The 20593-nt window shown below is 42.7% G+C and carries 22 protein-coding genes; 4 read left to right on the forward strand and 18 right to left on the reverse strand.

Annotated features, from left to right (window positions below; genetic code table 11):
- Window positions 1–14: 14 nt before the first annotated feature.
- From PHN32_05025 to hisD, 5 genes are all read right to left on the reverse strand, one after another.
- The gene (locus PHN32_05025) at window positions 15–1145 is read right to left on the reverse strand and encodes an NAD(P)/FAD-dependent oxidoreductase (protein MDD3776949.1); all 1131 of its coding nucleotides are present in this window, start codon (window positions 1143–1145) and stop codon (window positions 15–17) included.
- A 79-nt stretch (window positions 1146–1224) separates the two neighbouring features.
- Entirely contained in the window at window positions 1225–2322 is a 1098-nt protein-coding gene (ugpC, locus tag PHN32_05030) for a sn-glycerol-3-phosphate ABC transporter ATP-binding protein UgpC (GenBank protein ID MDD3776950.1), read from the reverse strand.
- 56 nt (window positions 2323–2378) lie between these two features.
- Window positions 2379–3218 carry a dihydropteroate synthase gene (locus PHN32_05035; protein MDD3776951.1) on the reverse strand — a complete coding sequence of 280 codons (840 nt, stop codon included), beginning with the start codon at window positions 3216–3218 and terminating at the stop codon, window positions 2379–2381.
- 16 nt (window positions 3219–3234) lie between these two features.
- A complete protein-coding gene (hisC, locus tag PHN32_05040) occupies window positions 3235–4344 on the reverse strand; it encodes a histidinol-phosphate transaminase (protein ID MDD3776952.1) in 1110 nt (369 codons plus the stop codon).
- Complete coding sequence (hisD, locus tag PHN32_05045) at window positions 4331–5659, reverse strand: histidinol dehydrogenase (GenBank protein MDD3776953.1); 1329 nt, start codon at window positions 5657–5659, stop codon at window positions 4331–4333. The genes hisC and hisD overlap by 14 nt, the downstream gene beginning before the upstream one ends.
- Before the next feature lie 70 nt (window positions 5660–5729).
- On the opposite strand from hisD, the gene PHN32_05050 reads away from it, so the two are divergent.
- A complete protein-coding gene (locus PHN32_05050; protein MDD3776954.1) occupies window positions 5730–6269 on the forward strand; it encodes an epoxyqueuosine reductase QueH in 540 nt (179 codons plus the stop codon).
- Window positions 6270–6273: 4 nt separating this feature from the next.
- Here the strand turns inward: PHN32_05050 and lgt are convergent, their stop codons facing one another.
- From lgt to PHN32_05090, 8 genes are all read right to left on the reverse strand, one after another.
- Entirely contained in the window at window positions 6274–7074 is an 801-nt protein-coding gene (gene lgt / locus PHN32_05055) for a prolipoprotein diacylglyceryl transferase (protein ID MDD3776955.1), read from the reverse strand.
- A 54-nt stretch (window positions 7075–7128) separates the two neighbouring features.
- On the reverse strand, window positions 7129–7863 hold the full coding sequence (locus tag PHN32_05060) for a cytochrome c biogenesis protein CcdA (GenBank protein ID MDD3776956.1): 735 nt from the start codon (window positions 7861–7863) through the stop codon (window positions 7129–7131).
- The gene (locus PHN32_05065) at window positions 7863–8375 is read right to left on the reverse strand and encodes a TlpA disulfide reductase family protein (GenBank protein MDD3776957.1); all 513 of its coding nucleotides are present in this window, start codon (window positions 8373–8375) and stop codon (window positions 7863–7865) included. The genes PHN32_05060 and PHN32_05065 overlap by 1 nt, the downstream gene beginning before the upstream one ends.
- Window positions 8376–8379: 4 nt before the next feature.
- Complete coding sequence (locus PHN32_05070; GenBank protein MDD3776958.1) at window positions 8380–8985, reverse strand: flavodoxin family protein; 606 nt, start codon at window positions 8983–8985, stop codon at window positions 8380–8382.
- 7 nt (window positions 8986–8992) lie between these two features.
- On the reverse strand, window positions 8993–9718 hold the full coding sequence (locus tag PHN32_05075) for a DUF1638 domain-containing protein (protein MDD3776959.1): 726 nt from the start codon (window positions 9716–9718) through the stop codon (window positions 8993–8995).
- Window positions 9684–11345, reverse strand: coding sequence for an FAD-dependent oxidoreductase (locus tag PHN32_05080; protein MDD3776960.1), 1662 nt, complete (start codon window positions 11343–11345; stop codon window positions 9684–9686). Before PHN32_05080 ends, PHN32_05075 begins: the two co-directional genes overlap by 35 nt.
- Window positions 11346–11358: 13 nt before the next feature.
- Window positions 11359–11574 (reverse strand): heavy metal-associated domain-containing protein, encoded by a 216-nt coding sequence (locus PHN32_05085; protein MDD3776961.1) that lies wholly within the window; start codon window positions 11572–11574, stop codon window positions 11359–11361.
- Window positions 11575–11797: 223 nt separating this feature from the next.
- The gene (locus tag PHN32_05090) at window positions 11798–12115 is read right to left on the reverse strand and encodes a YtxH domain-containing protein (protein MDD3776962.1); all 318 of its coding nucleotides are present in this window, start codon (window positions 12113–12115) and stop codon (window positions 11798–11800) included.
- A gap of 148 nt (window positions 12116–12263) precedes the next feature.
- Here PHN32_05090 and PHN32_05095 point away from each other — a divergent pair, with 148 nt between their 5' ends.
- Complete coding sequence (locus PHN32_05095; GenBank protein ID MDD3776963.1) at window positions 12264–13298, forward strand: hypothetical protein; 1035 nt, start codon at window positions 12264–12266, stop codon at window positions 13296–13298.
- A gap of 5 nt (window positions 13299–13303) precedes the next feature.
- Here the strand turns inward: PHN32_05095 and PHN32_05100 are convergent, their stop codons facing one another.
- Window positions 13304–14497: a DUF362 domain-containing protein gene (locus tag PHN32_05100; protein MDD3776964.1), complete on the reverse strand. Its 1194-nt coding sequence runs from the start codon at window positions 14495–14497 to the stop codon at window positions 13304–13306.
- A 71-nt stretch (window positions 14498–14568) separates the two neighbouring features.
- Window positions 14569–15342, reverse strand: coding sequence for a DUF362 domain-containing protein (locus tag PHN32_05105; protein ID MDD3776965.1), 774 nt, complete (start codon window positions 15340–15342; stop codon window positions 14569–14571).
- A gap of 178 nt (window positions 15343–15520) precedes the next feature.
- On the opposite strand from PHN32_05105, the gene PHN32_05110 reads away from it, so the two are divergent.
- Entirely contained in the window at window positions 15521–16993 is a 1473-nt protein-coding gene (locus PHN32_05110) for an asparagine synthase-related protein (protein MDD3776966.1), read from the forward strand.
- On the opposite strand, the gene PHN32_05115 is transcribed toward PHN32_05110, so the two are convergent.
- From PHN32_05115 to PHN32_05125, 3 genes are all read right to left on the reverse strand, one after another.
- Window positions 16986–17993: an MtaA/CmuA family methyltransferase gene (locus PHN32_05115; protein MDD3776967.1), complete on the reverse strand. Its 1008-nt coding sequence runs from the start codon at window positions 17991–17993 to the stop codon at window positions 16986–16988. The genes PHN32_05110 and PHN32_05115 overlap by 8 nt on opposite strands.
- Before the next feature lie 93 nt (window positions 17994–18086).
- Window positions 18087–18917: a phosphoenolpyruvate hydrolase family protein gene (locus PHN32_05120; protein MDD3776968.1), complete on the reverse strand. Its 831-nt coding sequence runs from the start codon at window positions 18915–18917 to the stop codon at window positions 18087–18089.
- A 30-nt stretch (window positions 18918–18947) separates the two neighbouring features.
- Window positions 18948–20171, reverse strand: coding sequence for a Tm-1-like ATP-binding domain-containing protein (locus PHN32_05125; GenBank protein ID MDD3776969.1), 1224 nt, complete (start codon window positions 20169–20171; stop codon window positions 18948–18950).
- Between the two features lie 310 nt (window positions 20172–20481).
- Between PHN32_05125 and PHN32_05130 the strand changes: the two genes are divergently transcribed.
- Window positions 20482–20593: co-chaperone GroES (locus tag PHN32_05130; protein MDD3776970.1), on the forward strand; the 112-nt coding region annotated here is incomplete at its 3' end.

Genomic DNA, 20593 nt, shown 5'->3' on the forward strand with positions numbered 1-20593 from the left:
AATAAAACAGCAGTTTAATATCTTAAAAATCTAATTTTACGGGCAAGTTGCTGATAACTCTTTTCTCCTCTCAGAACCTGGCAGCATGTCTTAAACATCTTATCATTTTTTTTAAGTATATTATATATTAGATAGGGAAACAGGAAAAAAAGCCTGGAAAAAAGCATGGAAATCCTGATATCTTCATATAGGCTGTCCCCTATCTCCTGGCTGTAATGGTTAAAATCGTAACTGCCCGCATCCAAAGCGGATTTTATGCTGTGATAAGCCAATAATGCGCTCCTAAAACCATTATATAAGCCTTCGCCGGTAAAGGCATCTCCCAATCCTGCGGCATCTCCTACTGCCAGTATCCTGTATTTGCTCACCGGGGCAGAGGATTTTTTTACCGGAATGCACTGCCCGTAAAGCTTAAAAACAGTATCCACCCCTTTAAATAGGGCATAACCGGAAAGAAACTTCTTAAAATATTCTTTTATATAAGCAGCATTTTGATAGGGGCCTCCAATACCTACAGATAAGTAATCTTTTTTAGGAAATATCCAAGCGTATCCCTTCCTAATTCCTCCAAAATCTATGGAGGCATTGTTATCAAGATCAAGTATTCCGTTTAAGCCCTCCCTGCCAAGTTGGAATTCGTAACCTATGATTTTAAATAATTGCCCGGATGATATAAGGGTCCTATGCACCAGCCCCCTTATTCCATCTGCCCCCACCAGGACCTTGCCCTCAAAACTGGCCCCAGGTGTATCTACCGTAACCCCATAGTTATGGGTTTTGTAACCTGTAACCGGGCATTTATACCGGTACCGGGCACCCTTTTCCTGCGCCTTTTGTGCTAAAAATTGGTCAAATATTTTCCTATCAACCATATATATTAAAGGGTCATCAAAAATACGGTTAACTATATTTTGAGCCCGGTATGAAAAATAAATACCATAAATAGTCTTTTCCACCACCGGGGAGATATCGAAAGGCAGCAATTGGGCGGCTCTATACTGGAGGCCTCCGGCACATATTTTTAAACGGGGAAATAATTTTTTTTCCAGCACCAGGGTTTTTATATCGTTTGAAGCCAGAAGGTAAGCCAGAAGGTTGCCCGAAGGCCCTGCGCCTGAAATAATTACATCATATTTATGACTCATATAATTCATTTTACTTAAAATACAATAAAGCACAATATAGTTAAATACTGTGCTTTATTGTATTCAATCAGCAGTGAACTTAAATATAAGCCTGTTCAGTTTTTCTGTCAAAAAGATGAGCCTGGTCTATATCCACATAAAGCTTGATATCCTGCCCATCAGTAACCTTGGATTTGGGAGATACCCTGGCCGTAATCAGAACCCCATCAATATCTATATAGGCATATATCTCTGCCCCCATAGGTTCGGTTACTTCCACCCTGGACACCAGGGTATTGCCTTCACCAGCACCCTGGATAAAATCACTATCCTCCAAGTCTTCAGGCCTAATGCCCAATACTACATCTTTGCCTGCCAGATCGTTGTTCTTTATAACTTCCCGCAGCTTCTCGGTAGTATCTAATGTGAACTTCTTATTGTAAAGCTTTAAGTCATCTGTAACCTTTACATCCACAAAATTCATAGCAGGGCTGCCAATAAAACCAGCCACAAACATATTGTTAGGATGGTCATAGACTTCCTGGGGAGGCCCTATTTGCTGTACTAGTCCATCCTTCATGATGATAATTTTATCAGCCATGGTCATGGCTTCTGTTTGGTCATGGGTTACATAGATGATGGTTGCATTAAGCCTATGATGGAGCTTGGCTATCTCGGTTCTCATCTGTACCCTTAATTTTGCATCCAGATTAGACAGCGGTTCATCCATTAAGAATACTTTGGGATTTCTAACAATAGCCCTGCCTAATGCCACCCTTTGGCGCTGGCCGCCAGATAATTGCTTGGGTTTTCTTTTAAGCAGTTCCTCAATTTTTAATATTTTGGCCGCTTCCTGCACCCTCTGTTCGATCTCTGCTTTGGGGGTTTTCCTTAATTTAAGGCCAAATGCCATATTATCATATACATTCATGTGGGGGTAAAGGGCATAGTTCTGGAAGACCATAGCGATGTCCCTATCCTTGGGAGGAACATCGTTGACCAGCCTGTCTCCGATATATATTTCTCCTTCCGTTATCTCCTCCAGCCCCGCCACCATGCGCAGGGTGGTTGTTTTCCCGCAACCGGAAGGTCCTACCAATACCACGAACTCCTGATCTTCTACCATCGTGTTCATCTCGTTTACAGCAATAACGTCATCGAATTTTTTGGTTAGGTTTTTCAGAGTAACCTTGGCCATTTTGGTCTCCTTTATAGAAAATAATAATTACTTAAGGATTATATACCAAAAAAAGCCTATTTTCTATAATCGGCTATATAATTCATGCCGTAAGGATCCCGTCCAGCCAAAAAATCTGCTGCTTTCATGGCTGTCCTAAGGCCCTCGGTTAAAGGATCAGCAATGGGGGCACACAAGCCTTCAAAGATGGACATGGTTATAAAAGCAATATTTAGCAGGCTGCGGTTAGGCATACCAAAACTTATATTGGAGGCTCCCATAGTGGTGGAAACCCCAAATTCCCGGGTAACCATCCGTAAGGTATCCAAAGTTATCCTGGCAGAATTGGAATCAGTAGAATTAGTCATAACCAGGCAATCAAAGACGAGATTTTCCCTGCCAATATTTAATGACTCTGCTTTGGCTATTATTTTTTTGGCAATATTGAACCTGGTCTCAGGGTCTTTGGGAATACCCTTCTCATCGCAGGTTAAACATACAACTGCGCTTCCGCTTTCCTTTACCACCGGGAGTATTTCTTCCATAGATTTTTCTTCCCCAGTTACTGAATTTATCAGTAACTTATAAGGGCAAACTTCCATGGCCGCTTTTAAGGCCTGCGGATTAGATGAATCGATACAAATTGGCCTGTCAGTAACTTCCATAACCGCTTTGACTGCCTGGGGAAGCAATTTAACCTCATCTACCCCCACTGCACCTACATTAATATCAATAATTTCTGCCCCTGCCCCTGCCTGTTCTATGGCATCCTGTTTTACCATTTCCAGCTTTCCTTCTTTCAGCTCCTCAGCTAATGCTTTTCGGCCAGTAGGATTTATCCTTTCGGCAATAATTACTGTAGGAAGATTAAGGCCAAATTTTACTTCACATTTATTTCCGGTTAAAACTGTTTCCATAGTTTATCACCCTTTTCTAATTATTATATTGATGGTATATTTTTATGAAATTTTCCAAAAATTTATCATTAATGGGGGGTAGGGAAATAGTTACCCTTATAAAACCGTCAATCCCCAAATTACATCCAGGCCTGACTATAAAACCCTGTCTTAGCAGCTCTTCTATTATTTGATTGGTATACTTGCCGGTTTCAATAATAAAAAAATTAGCCTGGGAGTCAATATACCTAATATTGTGTTCATCCAGCCTGCTATAAAATTTCTTCTTTTCCTGCTGTATTTGTTTTACCGAAGACTCTATTTCCTGGCGGTGATTGAGAGCAGCTAACGCTGCAGCCTGGGCCAGGGAATTGACATTAAAGGGTAGTCTTATCCTATTTAAGTCCTTTATAATCCTTTTATCTGCCGCTCCATAGCCTACCCTTAGCCCGGCTAAAGCAAATATCTTGGAAAAGGTCCTGAGTATTACCAGATTGGAAAATTTATTCAGGTAACTCAAACTATTAACATCAGCTTCAGGAGATACATATTCCACATAGGCTTCATCCAGTACTACCAAAGCCTGGCCCTGGAGCCGCTCCAGGACATATTCAAAATCCTTTTGGCTTATGGCAGTACCGGTAGGGTTGTGGGGGCTGGTTAAAAACAATATTTTGGTATGGCTGTCTACCGCCGAAACCATATTTTTAATATCCTGGCGGAATTGGGACAGGGGAATTTTTCTTACTTCTCCCCCGCATTTTAGGGCAGCCTTCTCATAGATGAGAAAGGTGGGGTCAGCTACCACTACATTACTGCTGTTTTCCACATAACAGTCGCAAAGCATCTCTATCACTTGATCGGTACCATTACCTATTATTAAGTTATCCTCATCCGTATTAAGCAACTGGGCTAATTTTTCCCTAAGCAGTGTACAGTTGGCATCAGGATAATAATTAACCTTGGCCGCTTCCCGGCATATTGCATCCACCACTGCCTTATGGGGACCTTCCATGTTTTCATTGGAAGCTAGTTTGTAAACCTCTCTTAATCCGTATTTTTTCTTTATTTCCTCTAAGGTCCTGCCCGGAATATATTCCGGTATATCCTGCAAACATTTTCTTATTTCCATATTAGTCCTGTTCAAATCTTATTCCTATTGAATGATTATGGGCATAAAGACGCTCAAAAGCAGAAAAATCCTGGATATATTTTTTTTCTTCCGCTAACATATCCCTGCTGTAACACATAACACTGCTTTTCTTTAAGAAATCATACACTCCCAGGGGAGAAGAAAACCTGGCATTACCCGAAGTTGGTATAATATGATTGGTACCACCAATATAATCTCCAACAGCCACCGGGGTGTAATTGCCCATAAAAATTGCCCCGGCATTATTTATCTGCTTAAGTATCTGTTCAGAATTAGAGCAGGCAATCTCCAAGTGTTCCGGGCTAATCTGGTTGCACGCTTTTACCAGTTTCTGCATATCGCTATCATAAACAATACTGCAGTTGGCCCTCAAAGACCTTTCTGCTATTTCCCTATTCTGCCCATATTGTCCTAATGAATCCAATAGATGGCCCAGCTGTTCTATTACCTGTAACCCCAAATACTGGTCAGTGGTAAGCAGGATAGAAACAGCCTGGGGGTCATGCTCTGCCTGGGACAAAAGGTCTGCGGCCACAAAACTGGGCTCAGCGCTTGCATCAGCAATTACAACTATTTCACTGGGACCTGCCAGGCTATCTATGCCTACCTGCCCATAGACTTCCCTCTTGGCGCTGGTAACATAAATATTTCCTGGACCTACCACTTTGTCTACTTTACCTGTATCATCGGTACCATAAGCAAACAAGCCTATAGCTTGGGCTCCTCCTATCTTATAAATTTCTTCAATGCCCAGCTTACGGCATAAATAAAGCAGGGCAGGATTGGCTTTTCCTCCCGGCAAAGGAGGGCTGCAAACTGCAATTTCCTTTACCCCTGCTATCATGGCTGGTATGGCTCCCATCAATACCGAGGAAGGATAAGGATATCTGCCGCCGGGCACATATATACCTACTCTCTTTAAAGGATTTACCAGCTGGCCTAATTTCTTTCCTTTACGGGGAGCATTGAACCAGGTTTTGCTTTCATGCTCCATTTGCTGCTGATGATAGTAAGTTATGTTTTCCATGGCTACTTTCATAGCCTGCACCAGTTCAGGATGATGGTCTTTGGTATACTTATAGCCCTCTTCTAGTTCTGGGGTGCCTACCTTGACATCTGGCCAATTCCTGGGCTTGTATCCGTCAAAAGCTTCCACATAATCCAGAATAGCTTCCTGGCCCCTGTCTGAAATATCGGCAAGAATGTTTTTAACTGTTTCTTCTACCTCTTCCGGTATAATGTTCTGGCTGGTCTTCTTTTTCTGGGATAATTCCTGCAAGCTGGAGACCTTTAAAAAACTTAATTTCATGGGTTATTTCCTTTGTTTCTTGTTCTTGTTAATATATTAAAAAAAACTTAATTATACAAGCTAAAATAAGATGCAAAACAAGCCAAAAATGCTTATGCATATCTGTTGTGCAGTATGTGCCGCCCATCCTTACCAGATCCTGTCTGGTGAGTATGATATAACCTTCTATTATTATAATCCCAACATACATCCTGAAGAAGAGCACCAAAAAAGGCTGGAGTCAGTACAAAAGCTGGCCCATCAGTATAAAATCCCTTTAATAATAGGACCTTACCAAACTCAGCTATGGTTTGAATTTACTGCCGGCCTGGAATTGGAAAAGGAAGGGGGAGCCAGGTGCCTCAAGTGTTATGAATTCAGGTTAAAACAAACTGCCCAACAAGCCAAAAAATTAGGGTTTAGCTGCTATTGCACCACTCTTTCCGTAAGTCCCCATAAAAATGCCCAGGCCATCAATATTTTGGGATCTGCCCAGGGCCGGGAGCAGGGCATTGATTTTTATCAGTCCGACTTTAAGAAAAAGGACGGTTTTAAAAAAACCATCCTTTTATCCAAGCAATTAAAGCTTTACCGGCAAAACTACTGCGGCTGTATTTACAGCCAAAGGTAGACGCCTACTGTTCTTTATCTTTGTTCTTAAACTTGGTAATCAGGTAATTGGCAATGATAATAGCAGCTATAATAGCTAAAAAATTTAACAGGTAAACTACTTTGATTGGTCCAAAATAGGTACTGTCTACCCTGTACGCTTCTATGAAAGTACGGTACAGGGCATAGATAGCCAGGTAAGCGCATATAATTAAACCATCAGGCAATCTGCCGGGCCTTTTCTTATAATAACGGTGCAGCAGCAGCAAAATTCCAAACAATATAAGATTAGCAATAGACTCATACAAAAAAGTAGGATGAAAATATTCAGAACTGGCATAATCTGCAGGCCGATAAGCGGGATCTATAAAAATGCCCCAGGGTAAATCAGTAGGCCTTCCAAAGGCTTCCTGGTTAAAAAAGTTTCCCCACCTGCCGATAGCCTGGCCCAGCACCAAAGCAGGTGCTATGATATCTGCCCATGTCCAAAAATTCAGCTTCCTGACTTTGCAGAATATTGCCAGGGCGATAAGTCCGCCCAGCATTACACCCTGTATGGCCAGGCCTCCTCTTCTAAAAGCAAAAATATAGCTGGGGTTACTGGCATAGTAAGACCAGTTAGCCATTACATGCACCAGCCTGGCACCGATGATTCCAGCAATTACTGCAAAAGGAGCAAAATTGATAACCTCTTCTTCTCTATGGGAACGATAACGGGCAATAAGGTAAGCCGCTAGAATACCCATCAGCAGTCCTGCCGCAATGATTATTCCATACCATCGAACTTGAATATTGCCTATATAAAAAGCTATAGGATCAACGGACACTTTGCCCTCCCTCTAAATATTTTTTATTTTTGGGAAATAATACCATAAAAACAATTAAATATTAATTTTATTTAGGAAGGGAAATAACCTGGTAAACCAGCCCATAACCAGTATCATAGCATCAGCTACAAAAATTATACCTAAAATTATTAAAAATATTCCGCTGATTATTGATACTATATTAAGGTGACGGTTAAGCTTTTTAAGCAGCCTGGAAAAAAATCCTATAAAAATAGAGGCTAGCACAAAAGGCAAGCCCAGCCCTACCGAAAAAGCGGCCAATAATCCAATGCCCTGCAGCAGGGTATCCATCTGGCTGGCCAGTAGTAAAATTCCTGAAAGGATAAGCCCTACACAGGGTACCCACCCAAAAGAAAATACCAGGCCTATTAAAAAAGAGGAAAGATATCCGCTTTTTAAGCTGGTAGGCATTTCAAACCTTTTTTCGATATTTAAAAATCTAAGCTTAAAAACTCCCATATAATGGAGGCCAAATATAATTAAGAATACTCCACCCACCCTGGCTATTATGCTGGAATACTGGCTTAGCAGCCTGCCTACAAAAGTAGCGGTGGATCCCAGCAATATAAATATCAGGGAAAAACCAGCCACAAACAGCAGGCTGTTAATGAAAAGGTACAGCCTCTCAGACATCTTAATCTGGCTGCTCTTATAAATGGCCTTATTAGACATAAGGCTTATGTAAACAGGCACTAAAGGCAGTACACAGGGTGATACAAAAGCCAGAATACCTGCCAGAAATGCTGAAAATATTCCTATTTGTAACATTATAATCTTTTCTCCAGTTCACTAATCAATTTTTCTTTGGTGAGTAAACCAGTAAAATGGATTAATACTTCGCCCCGTCCATCCAGGATATAGGTAGTGGGTATGGCCCTAATCCCCCACCCGGGCATAATGGTATCCACACTTCCATCTATAAGGATTGGATAGTTGATACCATATTCTTCTATAAAAGCTGCCAATTCCGGCTTGGTTTCATTGGACACCCCTATGAACTGAACTCCCTTGTCCTTATACTGGCCATAAACTTCTATGAAGTCAGGTATTTCTGCCCTGCAGGGTGGGCACCAGGTAGCCCAAAAATTAAGCACCACCAGTTTGCCTGCATAATCAGACAATGAAACTTCCTTATCTTCTAAATCCAGCAAAGTAAAATCATTACTGTAACCATCCTGGGCTCCAGCCTCAGCTGCCGGTGCCTCCTGCGGATTGCTGCAACCAGCAACAGCTAGAGCTAAAAAACTAATTATAATTATTAATGCCAAGATTTTTCTCATCTTATTATTCACCAACCTTAAGTAGATTATAAAATTGTTCGCTTCTGCCCCAGTCATATACCTGCTTAAGGGCATGGGGATGCTTGTTTATATCCCCTTTTTCATCAACCTTTAAATATACATAATCAGAATGATAGTTTATATCTAAAACATCAAAAAAAGACCGGATAACCTTACGGGCACAATCAAATATTTTTCCAGAACCTGAGCCTGCACAGGATAAGAATATGCCCTGCCTTTGGCTTTCTACCACCTTTTGCCTCAATTCATATTTTAAGGACCAATACTTCTGGCACCTGTCAATTAATGCCTTCAAACCTGCAGGCACACTGGTAAAAAAAATAGGGCTGGCCACTGCTATAAAATCTGCCTTCTCCAGCAGCCCATAAACCTTTTGCATATCATCTTGGATTACGCATTGCCCGGTTAGGCTGCAGCTTCTACAGCCCCTGCAGGGAGAAATATCCAAGCTGTTTATCCTAAGCCTATGCACCTTTAGGCTGCCCCCAGCCGGGTTTTCTTCTACTCCCGCTATAAAACTGGCCATCAGGGTTGATGTATTGCCCCCAGTACGGGGGCTGCCATAAACCGCAAGAATGTTTTTTTCCATAAATTTTTTAATTATCATTTATAAACATATTAAACTTTAAGCTCTGCCCTGGTTCCAGCACTACAAAATTCTGGTCGAAATCTCCCCTTATCATTTGGTCAAAATAATTATTGCTGCCCTTTATCTCTTCAAAACGCAACCCCAGTTTTTCCGCTTCCTTCCGGGCCAATTCCCTACAGCTTTCCGGATCATAATTACCAGTATTTATATATACCAGCCTTTTGTAGTTTTTAAGCATCTCGCCCCTGATCCATTCCCAGGTCTGTTCATCATATTTATCTTTTATCTGCTCCACTTCACCAATCATAAAATCATCTGAATCCCCAATATAGCCCCGGGTAAGGTAAAAAGTACCGGGCTCTGCCTGGTGCTGCTTCCGGTATTCTTCTACCGATCCCAATAGCATGGCTATGCAATCATCACACCTGGACACTACCAGATGAGTGTGGCTGGAACACAGGCCTTCCACACCCTTTCCACATAATCCGTAACCTAAAATTATTAAATCTTTATCCTGAAACTTATCTATTTCCTGCTGCAGCCTGGTTCGCAGTTCATCGCTTCGCTCATGCAGTTTCCTCTCCAGATTAACTACCGACCAATTAGCAGGTATCTTATCCTTTAACTCGTCATATACTACATCACAAGCTATAAATGCTACTTTTTTATCTTCAATATCCAATATTTTGCTGTCCTTTCTATATCTTTCTGATCCAGCTAAGGTAAGAGCCATTCAGAAGTTTTACCTTGTAGCCTTTTTGAACCATGATCCGGTAAGCCAGGTAAGCCCTGTAGCCGGTCTGGCAATATATAATTATTAATTTATCCAAGCCTATGCTTCCCAGGTTTTCCCGCAGCTGGTCTATGTGAATATTTACTGCACCTTCTATATGTCCCTGACTGAATTCTTTTTCCGTCCTGACATCCAGCAGAAACAGGTCCCGGCCTTCATCCCTGAGGTTTCCGAGTTCTTCAGTGTCTATAAACTCGACTTCATCTTTGCCCAGGTTTTCGCCAATCATACCCAGAATGTTAATTGGGTCCTTTGCTGAACCATATTCCGGCTGGTAGCAAAGATCGATTTGCCCTAAATCCTCTATATTCAATTTGGCTTTGATAGCAGTAGAGACAATATCTGCTCTCTTGTCCACTCCCTTTCTGCCAATAGCCTGTAGTCCCAGAACAGCACCATTTTTGCGGTCATAAATCAACAACATATGAATCATCTCTGCCCCTGGGTAGTAACCGGCATGATCCAGGTAATGTACCTCTATTTGGCCCGCATCAATACCGGCAGACTTAGCTTCCTTAAAACTGATGCCGGTTTTGGCCAGGGCCAAGTCCAGTACCTTAATTATGGAGGCAATATGCGTCCCCTCAAAACTGTCCTGGCCGCCAGCTGCATTATAGCCGGCTGCCCTTCCCTGGCGGTTGGCTATTGATGCCAGGTTATAAGGACCGTGCCTTCCAGTAAGGTTATGAATGCACTGGCAGCAGTCACCGGCAGCGTACACCCCGTCTACATTAGTCTGCATATACTGGTCAACCTCTATGGCTCCGCTTTCTCCAATAGCTATTCCTGCCTTTTTAGCCAAATCTACTGAAGGCCTGGTCCCTATGCCCATAAATACCAGGTCTGCAGGAATCTTTTTTCCTGACTTGGTATATACATGGGCTACCATCTGGTCTTTGGTAATAAATTGCTGGGCCTGTTCACCGGTTAGAAGATTTATGCCCTTATCCCTTAAGTAGTTATGCAAATATTCCACTATCTTAAAATCAAACATGGGAAGAAGCTGGCTGGTTTTTTCCAGTATGGTAACTTTCATGTTTTTACCCAGAAAAGCATCCAGAAGTTCCAGGCCTATAAAACCTCCCCCGATGATTACCGCACTGGGGTCCGGGGTAGTGATCCGGTCCAAATATTTCTTTAACCTTAAACTGTCGTCTATGGTCTTTAGCGCGAAAACATTTTCAGAATCCAACCCCGGCATATCCAGCATTATGGGATTTGACCCGGTAGCCAGGATAAGCTTATCCCAGTCCTGGGTAAAAACCTTGCCGCTTTCCAAATCTTTGGCTGCTAATGTTTTATCCTCCAGGTTTATTTGGGTCACTTCATGCCTGGTGTATACTTTCAAATTGAACCTTTTTTCAAAATTCTTAACCGTATTTATTAGCAATCTGGACATATGGTTTATGGTCCCTGACACATAGTAGGGAAGCCCGCAGGTACCATAGGAGATATACCTGTCTTTATCAAACATTATAATACGGGCATCCTCGCTGGCCCGCCTAATTTTGGCAGCTGCTGAAGTACCCGCAGCAATAGCACCTATAATCACATAAGTAGTGGCCAATTAAATCCTCCTGTCAGGTAATTATTTCATAACCTATTTTTTTAAGCATTTCGCCTATCTGTTCTATGCTTGTTTGATCACTATCATATTCCACCGTTAATTTTTCTGTAGCCAGGTTAACCACGGCTTCTACTATTCCCGGCTGTTTTTTTAATACTGTTTCAATTTTTTTAACACAGGAAGCGCACTCAACTCCCAGCAAAGGATAGCTTTCTTTTTTTACGGCCATAATCACACCCCTTGATCATTTTCAAATTAATATTATTTTAGTTTTAATTTATATTTAGCCTTTTTAGCTTCAGATTTTTATTTTATTTATAATAGCAACTTTTTTTAACATATGGTAACTAAAAAAAGTTAACCTGAGATATATTGATATTATTATATATTAATTATCTAATATTTCAAATAAAAACTAAGCCCTGTCTTGCAGGGCTTAGAGTTTGCTTGTATTATTCTGTTTCTTTTTGGCCATATATAAGATGCTTTATGGCCTCTATTTCCTTTTGGGTAAGTTCTTTTACTTTCTCATAGCCGGCAATAGTGCTGTTAACTATATGTTCGTATTTTTTCTGGGTAAGATCTTTTACTTGGCTCGCTTTATGTTCTGCTTCCTTCTTTATATCAGCAGCCACTTTCTTTATGTCTGATCTCAGCTCTTTTCCTGACTTAGGGGTAAGCAGCATAGCCGCTATCGCTCCCGCTACCACTCCCAGCAAAAAGCCGGTAAACACAGCTCCTGAATTTCCCTGTTGATTATTATGGCTCATAGAATCAGCTCCCTTGGGTATTATTTCAATATTTAATTTCTTTTTATAATAACACCTAAGGCCAAAATGATAAAATTAGTTAATATTTTATCTAATTATCTTACGGCAGCAGCACCGGTACCCGGTAAAAACTAAAAAGAGGTAACTATTGTCCTATTCTACCTTTCCCCATTTTTTGGTATCATATTTATCTGAAAATAGGATGAAACTATACAGCTATAACCATCAAGATAAAAAGTTAAACTATAAGCTGGAAGGCCCCCTGGATTGCCCCCAGGTTCCAGGAGCATTGATGCATGTATTAACTTTTACATCTCCCTACCATAGCGGTAACCCCTTAAATGACAGGGCTTACTGTGAACTATTTTCTGCGGAACCATTGGACCGCCGGGCCAAGCTGTTAATATTTCTGCACGGTTTTTCCACCCAAAAAACAAAAATGCAAAACTATTATTATTTTATAAAGGAAGCGGTAAAAAGGGGCTATAGTTGTGCTTTCCTTAATTTGCCCTTGCATCTTAACCGTTCAGAAGACCAATCCGGCAGCAGCAGGGACCTCATCTACTATGATGATGTGGATACCTTAAAATACTTTCACCAATGCGTGGTGGATATAAAGCGGCTAATGGATATAGCAGAATTGGAAAAATGGCCGCTAGGTTCTATCCATATATGCGGACTCAGTATGGGAAGCATGATTTCAGTATTGGCCATGGCCCATGACCAGCGCATAGAAAAAGGAATATTGCTAATAGGGGGCGGACACTGGGAGCAAATTCACTGGAAAGGCATATTAAGGTTTATACTAAAGGGAGATTGTGCTGATGATGGCCGTATAAGCAGGGATAAATGCCATCATTATTACAGTACTTTTCCCGCTTTTCTGCAAAAACTAAAACAAGCAAACCCGGACCATATCGATACCAAAGACCTGGATTGGCTTTCTCCTGACCTTTCCAAAATGTGTTTTCTATGCGATCCCCTAGCCTTTGCCCACCGGATTGGCCCGGAAAGGGTACTGATGATTAATGCCAAATATGATTTATATTTTTCACGAAAATCTACATTGATGCTTCACCGCCAGCTGGGTTATCCCCAGATTCACTGGCTGGCTGCTTTCCATTCTTCCAGGGTACTTACCCAGTCCAAGGTACTGGATAAAATTTTTGAATTTTTAAAATGAGGCGGCTACCCGTCTTTCTTACCGGCCCACCCTGCTTTATTCAGCAGCAAATCTGCCCACCATTTATACCTTATATCAATAGCCCCTTCCGGGCATAGCTCACTGCAGCAAAAGCAGCGAATGCATTTGTTGTAATCATAGAGCACCTTGCTGGAAGTTACTTTAATGGCACTATTGGGGCAGACCTCCTGACAGGTGCCGCATAGGGTGCACCGGCCAGGTTCTGTTACCGGATAAGGATTAAACAGGCTGCGGGCCCGGGGCATTATGTGCCTGGCAGCAAAACTATCTCCCATCATTTGTTTTTTAGCAATATTGCGGGGCAGCAGGTAGTTCTCTATCAGGTAACCCTTTTCTATATCCCCTACTATCTCCACTTCATCTAAACGGGGGACTCCCTCCAGGCCCAACAGGGCGAAGTTCTGGGCATTAAGCCCTATAAAGCTGGCTGCAGCTACATCCATAGCCAGGGGATCTCTGCTGGCCAGTATCAATCCCGTGTGTCGGGGGGTTCCCTTTACTCCCGGGCCTTCCCCTTCCATGGCCAGCACCGCATCCATAATATTTATGCTCGGCTTTATAAAATAAGCTATGTCCACCAGCATCTGGGAAAAGTCCTCTATCTGGGTAAACCTTAGGTGATGGCCTATTTTAGTATAACCCGGCACCAGGCCAAACATATTCTTAACCGCTCCGGTCATAGAAGTCAGGTTATGGGTTTTAAGCTTGCACAGGTTGATTATCCTGTCTGCTTCCAATGCCGGCTTTATTATATCCACTTTCCTTATGGCTTTACCCTGCTTTAAGGTACAGCTGATATAGGCAGTATCAAAATTAAGCACACATCCTGTCCTCTGGGCCACTTCCATCATTCCTGTGGCCTGGTACACTTTTTCCAGGCTTTCCTTGGTAAAAGGAATCCCTGCTCCGGGACTGTCTGCTATGGTTATCCGGCTAACATCTGTAAAGGATGCTAAAATTTCTATTAATGATTCCAGGAACCGGGGATGGGTAGTAACTGCTTTTTCAGGACCGGCAGCCAGCAGCAGGTTAGGCTTTATCAGTACCCTGTGATCAGGCCTGATAATATTTTTAAATCCTCCCAAAATATCTACTGCCCTATGGAGGGCAGGAATTGTTTGCTGTCTCAGGTAACTGTCGCACTTTACCACACTAACTTTATTTAAATTATCTTCCATCAGCCTGACTTTCTTTTGCCTTTTATCCTTGTTATTATACTGTAACCTTATTCCGGTGTATATGCAGCTTATTATTTGCAATTATGGTCATAAGCCAGGTGTGCCACTTTGTCAGGATCAATTCCCAGCAATTTAGAGCCAACCCGGTCTACCTGCCAGGCTTCATAGCCTCCCACCAATTTTTTGCAGGGAGGTTTACAGGGCCTGCCCCCTGGAAGGTGGCTGTCAGCCTGGCCAATACCGGCATCAATTATGGCCATATCTATATTCACGTAATGGTTTAAATCCTCTATGGCTTGATTTACCCCCACCCGGTGAACATCACTGCGATGGTAGTGCCAGTAGCCTCCATAATATTTTTGGGGCAGCAATCCAATAAGATTCTTGCGGCTTAAGGTAACGCCAGTAATGGTGTGGGCCTTAAGTGTGGGCACAGAGATAAAATAGTAACCTTCAAACAGTATCCGGGGGAGGTATAGCCGGGGATAGGCCAAGGCCCCCTCACCCCTGCGGATAACCAGAGGGCAGCGGTCTACATCCACCAGTTTTACCTTATGGTTTTCTGCCAGCCGGCAGTAGCCCAAAGCCTGGAAAGCCCTTGGGGTGTCACACCCTCCTGAACCCTCTATTATAGCCAGCTGGGCTTGCGGATTATTGCTTTTTATATATCGGACCAGGGCCTCTATGCACTCCACCGAAGTGGTGCAGGGAGGAGGTACATCTTCCAGAAGGTTGGGCTTGATTAAAATCCGGTCAACCCTGCTTAACACTGAATCAAATTTTAGCAGGTTAAGCAATTCAAACAATGATGATTCATAATTGGTTAAATTTACGGTTTCGACCATAGTATTTGCCTTTGCTTTTCCTATTGTCTGCGATTATAGGATAAATGCCCAAAAAGTAAAAATAGAGGGTATAAAATAGCCCAAATTGTAATAAAACACTATATTTGGTAAACTAACAACTAAATTTTATCTATATATAGGGGTAGTTCCCTAAATTTAATAAAGGGTGATATGAAAAATGAGCGGTATAGCAGGAATAATTAGTAAAAGAAAGCAGCCAAAAGCAGCCAAGGAAGTCAAACAGCTGCTGAAAAAAATCAGGCACCGGGGCAGCAGGCAGGAAACATTACTGGAAAAAAACGGATGCTGCCTGGGGATGGTATCTAATGACTCCATGCCCCAAGACTCATCAGCGCTGGTGGATGGGAGAATATATAATATTGACCAGGTATCTAAACGGCACGGCTTAAATTTTAGGCCGGGCTACCCTGATGGTAAGAAAATAAAAGAATTGGTGGATGCTGAAGGCCCTTCCATTATCAAGGAATTCCAGGGTGCATTTTCCCTTGCTTTGGCTGATTTTAGCAATAATTTTTATCTGGCCCGTGATACTATTGGCATCAAACCCCTTTATTTTGTCCAGGATTCAGACCGGGTGGTTTTTGCCTCAGAAATTAAATCCCTGACTGGCTACGGGGACAAAGTGGCAGAATTTCCTCCAGGCCATGTCATGAAAAACACTTTCCTGCCCCGTGAATATGACAGTATTGAAATAGGGGATTATGATTTTCTCCAATCCATGGGTGCTGCAGAGATAACAGACAAACTGGACCAGCTGCTGCAGGATGCTGTTAAAAAAAGGATAGAAGGGCAACAGGGAGAAATTGGGGTTTGGCTTAGCGGAGGCGTAGATTCCAGCCTGATAGCAGCACTGGCAAAAAAATTTACTTCCAGGCTTTATACTTTTTCCGTAGGTTTTGAGGGATCGCCGGACCTGGAAGCTTCCCGGGTGGTAGCCCAGGCCCTGGGTACCAGGCATATAGAGCATAAGCTGGATCTAGATCAGCTATACCAGACCATACCAGAAGTAATCTATCATCTAGAATCTTTTGACGCTCCCCTGGTCAGAAGCTCTTTGGGCAATATGATCGCTTCCAGGATTTCATCCAGGTCAGATATCGTCTTTTCCGGTGAAGGGGGGGACGAGGTTTTCGGAGGTTATAATTATTTTCTGGATTTTGATTCTTCAGAGAAGATACAGCAGGAATTGATAAAAGCCATTAACAGCCTGCACAATACTGCCTTACAAAGGGTAGACCGGCTGGCTAATGCCCATAACGTAAAAGTAAGGCTTCCTCTTTTAGATGAAAACCTGATTGATTTTGCCTTGACCATACCTACCAAACATAAGGTAAAAAAAGCCAAGAACATATCCAAATATATCTTAAGAAAAGTAGCAGAAAGGTATCTGCCTTATGAGATAGCCTGGAGGGATAAGGAAAAATTCTGGGAAGGTGCCGGTATCCAGGATACCCTGACTGAAAAGATTGAGAAAAATATCAATGATGAATATTTTGAAAAAAACCGTAAACTGGATAGCGGATTTAAATTAAGAAATAAAGAAGAGATGTATTTCTACCAACTGTTTAAGGAATATTTCGGCCAGGTGGACGTAGCAAATATCCTGTCTTTTACCCAGGACTTTAACTAATATGGGGCTGATAGCTTTTGGCGGTTTCAGCAATTTGCTTTAAATTAGCCAGGGGAGTCCTCAAGGGTACTGCGCATTCGGGGCCGATAATATCTACTCCGCAGTCCATAGCGTATTTTACCTCCCGGGCTACGTCTTCAGGGGTTCCAAACAGGAGAGTTTGAGGATTATTTATATTGCCTATGAGCACTATCCTGTTCCGGGCTAATTTTACTGCCTGGCAGGCATCCACTTTGGATTCAAAGTGGAAAGCATTTATCTTGGTCTGGCATATATATTCAATACGGTCTGCTGTATTTCCGCAAATATGCAAAATGGTGGGTACCTTTATCTGCTGGGCCAGGCGGCTGTGTATGGGTATTAAAAAATCCCGGTAGGATTGGGGGCTGCATAAGTCACGGGTAGCATGATCAGCTATGGTAATCACATCTGCCCCTGCCTTTATCTGGGCTTCTGCAAACCATAGAGTTACCTGGGCCAATTTATCCAGTATGCCTTTTACCTCCTGGGGATCGGTTATGGTTTTTATCAGGAAATCCTCTATGCCAAACAAGTGATAACTTAAGGTCCAGGGCCCAAATACCTTGCCCGCTATCAGTACCTGGGGATATTTGTCTTTAAGCATGGAAATACATTCCAACACTGCTTTTACTGCAAGGTTATCCAAAAAACCTTTATCCAGTTTGATATCCTGGTATCCCTTCCATAATTTCCCCTTTACGGTTGGCATCTTATCTACCTGGCCCCAATCGACCTGGCAGCCTAGAGCATAAGACTCTATCACCACTGAAAACAAGGGCATTATGGCATCGTAGCCCAAAATTTCATAGCTGGACCGGGATAGCTCAAACATAGGCTTTGCTTCGGTGTGGGCCTGGGGGAAAAAGGAATGCATCAGCTCCATCTGCTCTACGGTAATGGTGGATACAGGATTAAATACTGCTTTTCTGGGGGTTTTCTTTCCCCGTAGCTGATTTAATGCTATTTCTCTTGATGTCATGCCGCCTATCCCTATCGTCATTTTGCTTGTAATGCATGGTCTAACTTATTACTTTGCCCCTTTTATGTCAAGGATCAAGCCCCAATTTAGATATTACTTAACCGGGTAGGATTTAAATTCCTGCACTGCATTTATTACTGCTTTTTCAATCGGTATTCTTTCTATGCTGGAAGCACCTACAAACCCTACTGCTTCGGTATGGCGGTAGAGATATTCTGTATCTTTTGGTTCGGCAAAAGGACCACCATGGGCCAGGCAGATAAGCCGGGGATTTATTTTTTTGGCTGCGGTTATCATATCCTGTATTTTCTTTGCCCCCAAACCGTAATCCACCGTTGCAAACCCCTGCAGGCCGCCAGCTGTCCCCCCGGCATGGGGCACCAGGCAATCGACTCCTGCCCTGGCCATGTCCTCTGCCTCCTGGGCAGTAAATACATAAGCCATGGTAAATATTTCCTGCTGGCTGGCCAGCCTCACTAGCTCTACTTCCCGGCCAAAACCCAATCCTACTGATTCTTTCATATTTCTCCACAGGGTGCCTTCTTCAAACAGTCCCATGGTAGGAAAATTTATAATCCCCGAAAAACCAGCAGATTTAAATTTATCCAGAAGCTGCCCCAAATCCCAGCTAGAAGCGTCACAGGCTTCTATCCCCCCTATTACGGGAGTATCCTTTACCACATTATTTATTTCGTCAGCCATGTCTAAAGTCATATGGTTGGAATGCCCCAGATTATGGCTGGTAGGAAGCCCCTTTAGCCTGGAAATGCCGGTGCTGTATACTATAATTAAATCAGCTCCCCCGATTTCTGCACATTTGGCCACCAGCCCGCAGCTGCTTCCTGCTCCAATCAGGGGTATGCCCTGCTCTATCTTTGCTTCCAGCCTTGCCTTTATTTGTGCCCGCTTAAATTTTTTTGCCATCCCCTTACTCCTCCCATTTATTTAAAAAAATTATGTCATCATACCAGTTAATGTCTTAACCAGTATAGCTGCAAATTGTTCCTCATTAATGTGGCAGTCGCATTTTATAACTTTAATACCTGGCCTTAGGTTCTTTTCTACTGACTCCAGGAAAGCCTGGTCGGTTTCTGGATTAAAGAAGGGGCCCCCTTTAATATCGTAAGAAGAGAAACCCTTAAGGGGTGCTACAAAAGCAGTTCTGCCCTTAGACAGGTTAAGTTTTTGAGCCAGCGCTTTTCCTGCTTTAATATTTTCCTGTAGGCTGGTCCTCATCAGCACTGCTGCCGGATTATGCTGGTAAAACTGTCTTTTTTTATATTTGGATGGAATATTTCCAGTCCAGAAGTTTACAAAATCGATGGCTCCGCAGGTTACCACCTGGGGCACGCCTTTAGATCCGGCAGTTTCAAACCGGTGCCTGCTGGCCGGAAATACGCCTCCTGCTACAATATTGATAATCTCGGTAGTAGTAATATCTAAAACTCCCTGTACCCATCCCTCTTCTATCATGTTTTCCATAGCTCTTCCCCCGCTGGAGGAAGCGGCAAAGGCTACCAATTCCATATCCTGCCTTTTTAGCATTTGGCCGGCAAAAGTAACACAGGGGGTGGTAGCCCCCATCATGGTAGCTGAAATCAATGCCTTATTATCACCTGCTTTTTGGCCAGTGCCCAGGCTGGGGGTGCCATATTGCACCATTCCCGCCACTGCAGCAGCAGCATTGACTATAATCTGGCGGGTAATACGGTTTATGCCCAGGATATCAGCCACAGAATAAACCATCATTATATCTTTTTCCCCCACAAAAGGTGTAGTATCACCAGAAGCCAGGGTGGATATTACCAGCTTGGGAAAACCCAGGGGAAGCGCCCTCATGGCAGCACAGGCCAGATTGGTGCCGCTGCCTCCACCCATTCCGGCTACTGCCGCTATTTCTTGCTGCCGGTATAGTTTCCTGGTAATCCCTACTACACCTTTGGTCATTACTTCCATGGATCTTCCCCGGTCCCGGATAGATATCAAACGCTCAATTTCTTCTCCCCCCTCCCGGGCTACTTCTTCCCGGGAGATATCCGGTTTAAAAGCGGGGGGTCCCAGCACACCAGCATCCATGACTAGAGTTTGTATTCCCCTCTCCTGTAAGGTAGATTTAAAAAACTGGAATTCCTCTCCTTTGGTATCCAGAGTGCCTATAAGCAGAACCTTTTTAACCATATGCCCTTATCCCCTATGCCAGATGATGTTAACTATTTTATTTTAGCATACCAGCCTTATCCATAATATAGGGTTTTGATTTTAATTAAATTTACTTTTATCCAACCCATAAAGGCTAGTTACTGTCTTCTTTTATGGTTTTTGCCCCATCACTGCCGTGTATTTATCTACATTGCGCACCTCGGTTTTTCTTTTTTATTTTATTGATTTTTATTTTTTTTTGTTGTATTTTTATCTTAAAATTAGCAGTCTGTTGATTAGAGTGCTAATCTTGCATTGTGTTTTTGTGTATTTATTAAAGGAGGTAACCATGAACTACAAACCACTGGCCGACAGGCTGCTGCTTAAGGTTAAAAAAGCAGAGGAAATGACCAAGAGCGGCATCGTGCTGCCTGACAGCGCCCAGGAAAAGCCCCAGGAAG

The sequence above is a fragment of the Actinomycetota bacterium genome, assembly GCA_028698215.1.
Lineage (GTDB): Bacteria > Actinomycetota > Humimicrobiia > Humimicrobiales > Humimicrobiaceae > Halolacustris.

Coding starts and splice junctions, on each gene's coding strand:
- PHN32_05090 (MDD3776962.1), bottom strand. CDS start 12,115: ATGAGCCATAATAATCAACAGGGAAATTCAGGAGCTGTGTTTACCGGC.
- PHN32_05075 (MDD3776959.1), bottom strand. CDS start 9,718: ATGGCTCTTACCTTAGCTGGATCAGAAAGATATAGAAAGGACAGCAAA.
- PHN32_05035 (MDD3776951.1), bottom strand. CDS start 3,218: ATGGAAACAGTTTTAACCGGAAATAAATGTGAAGTAAAATTTGGCCTT.
- PHN32_05085 (MDD3776961.1), bottom strand. CDS start 11,574: ATGGCCGTAAAAAAAGAAAGCTATCCTTTGCTGGGAGTTGAGTGCGCT.
- PHN32_05120 (MDD3776968.1), bottom strand. CDS start 18,917: ATGGCAAAAAAATTTAAGCGGGCACAAATAAAGGCAAGGCTGGAAGCA.
- PHN32_05065 (MDD3776957.1), bottom strand. CDS start 8,375: ATGAGAAAAATCTTGGCATTAATAATTATAATTAGTTTTTTAGCTCTA.
- hisD (MDD3776953.1), bottom strand. CDS start 5,659: ATGAAATTAAGTTTTTTAAAGGTCTCCAGCTTGCAGGAATTATCCCAG.
- PHN32_05110 (MDD3776966.1), top strand. CDS start 15,521: ATGAGCGGTATAGCAGGAATAATTAGTAAAAGAAAGCAGCCAAAAGCA.
- PHN32_05100 (MDD3776964.1), bottom strand. CDS start 14,497: ATGGAAGATAATTTAAATAAAGTTAGTGTGGTAAAGTGCGACAGTTAC.
- ugpC (MDD3776950.1), bottom strand. CDS start 2,322: ATGGCCAAGGTTACTCTGAAAAACCTAACCAAAAAATTCGATGACGTT.
- PHN32_05070 (MDD3776958.1), bottom strand. CDS start 8,985: ATGGAAAAAAACATTCTTGCGGTTTATGGCAGCCCCCGTACTGGGGGC.
- PHN32_05125 (MDD3776969.1), bottom strand. CDS start 20,171: ATGGTTAAAAAGGTTCTGCTTATAGGCACTCTGGATACCAAAGGAGAG.
- PHN32_05025 (MDD3776949.1), bottom strand. CDS start 1,145: ATGAGTCATAAATATGATGTAATTATTTCAGGCGCAGGGCCTTCGGGC.
- PHN32_05060 (MDD3776956.1), bottom strand. CDS start 7,863: ATGTTACAAATAGGAATATTTTCAGCATTTCTGGCAGGTATTCTGGCT.
- PHN32_05115 (MDD3776967.1), bottom strand. CDS start 17,993: ATGACATCAAGAGAAATAGCATTAAATCAGCTACGGGGAAAGAAAACC.
- PHN32_05050 (MDD3776954.1), top strand. CDS start 5,730: ATGCAAAACAAGCCAAAAATGCTTATGCATATCTGTTGTGCAGTATGT.
- PHN32_05105 (MDD3776965.1), bottom strand. CDS start 15,342: ATGGTCGAAACCGTAAATTTAACCAATTATGAATCATCATTGTTTGAA.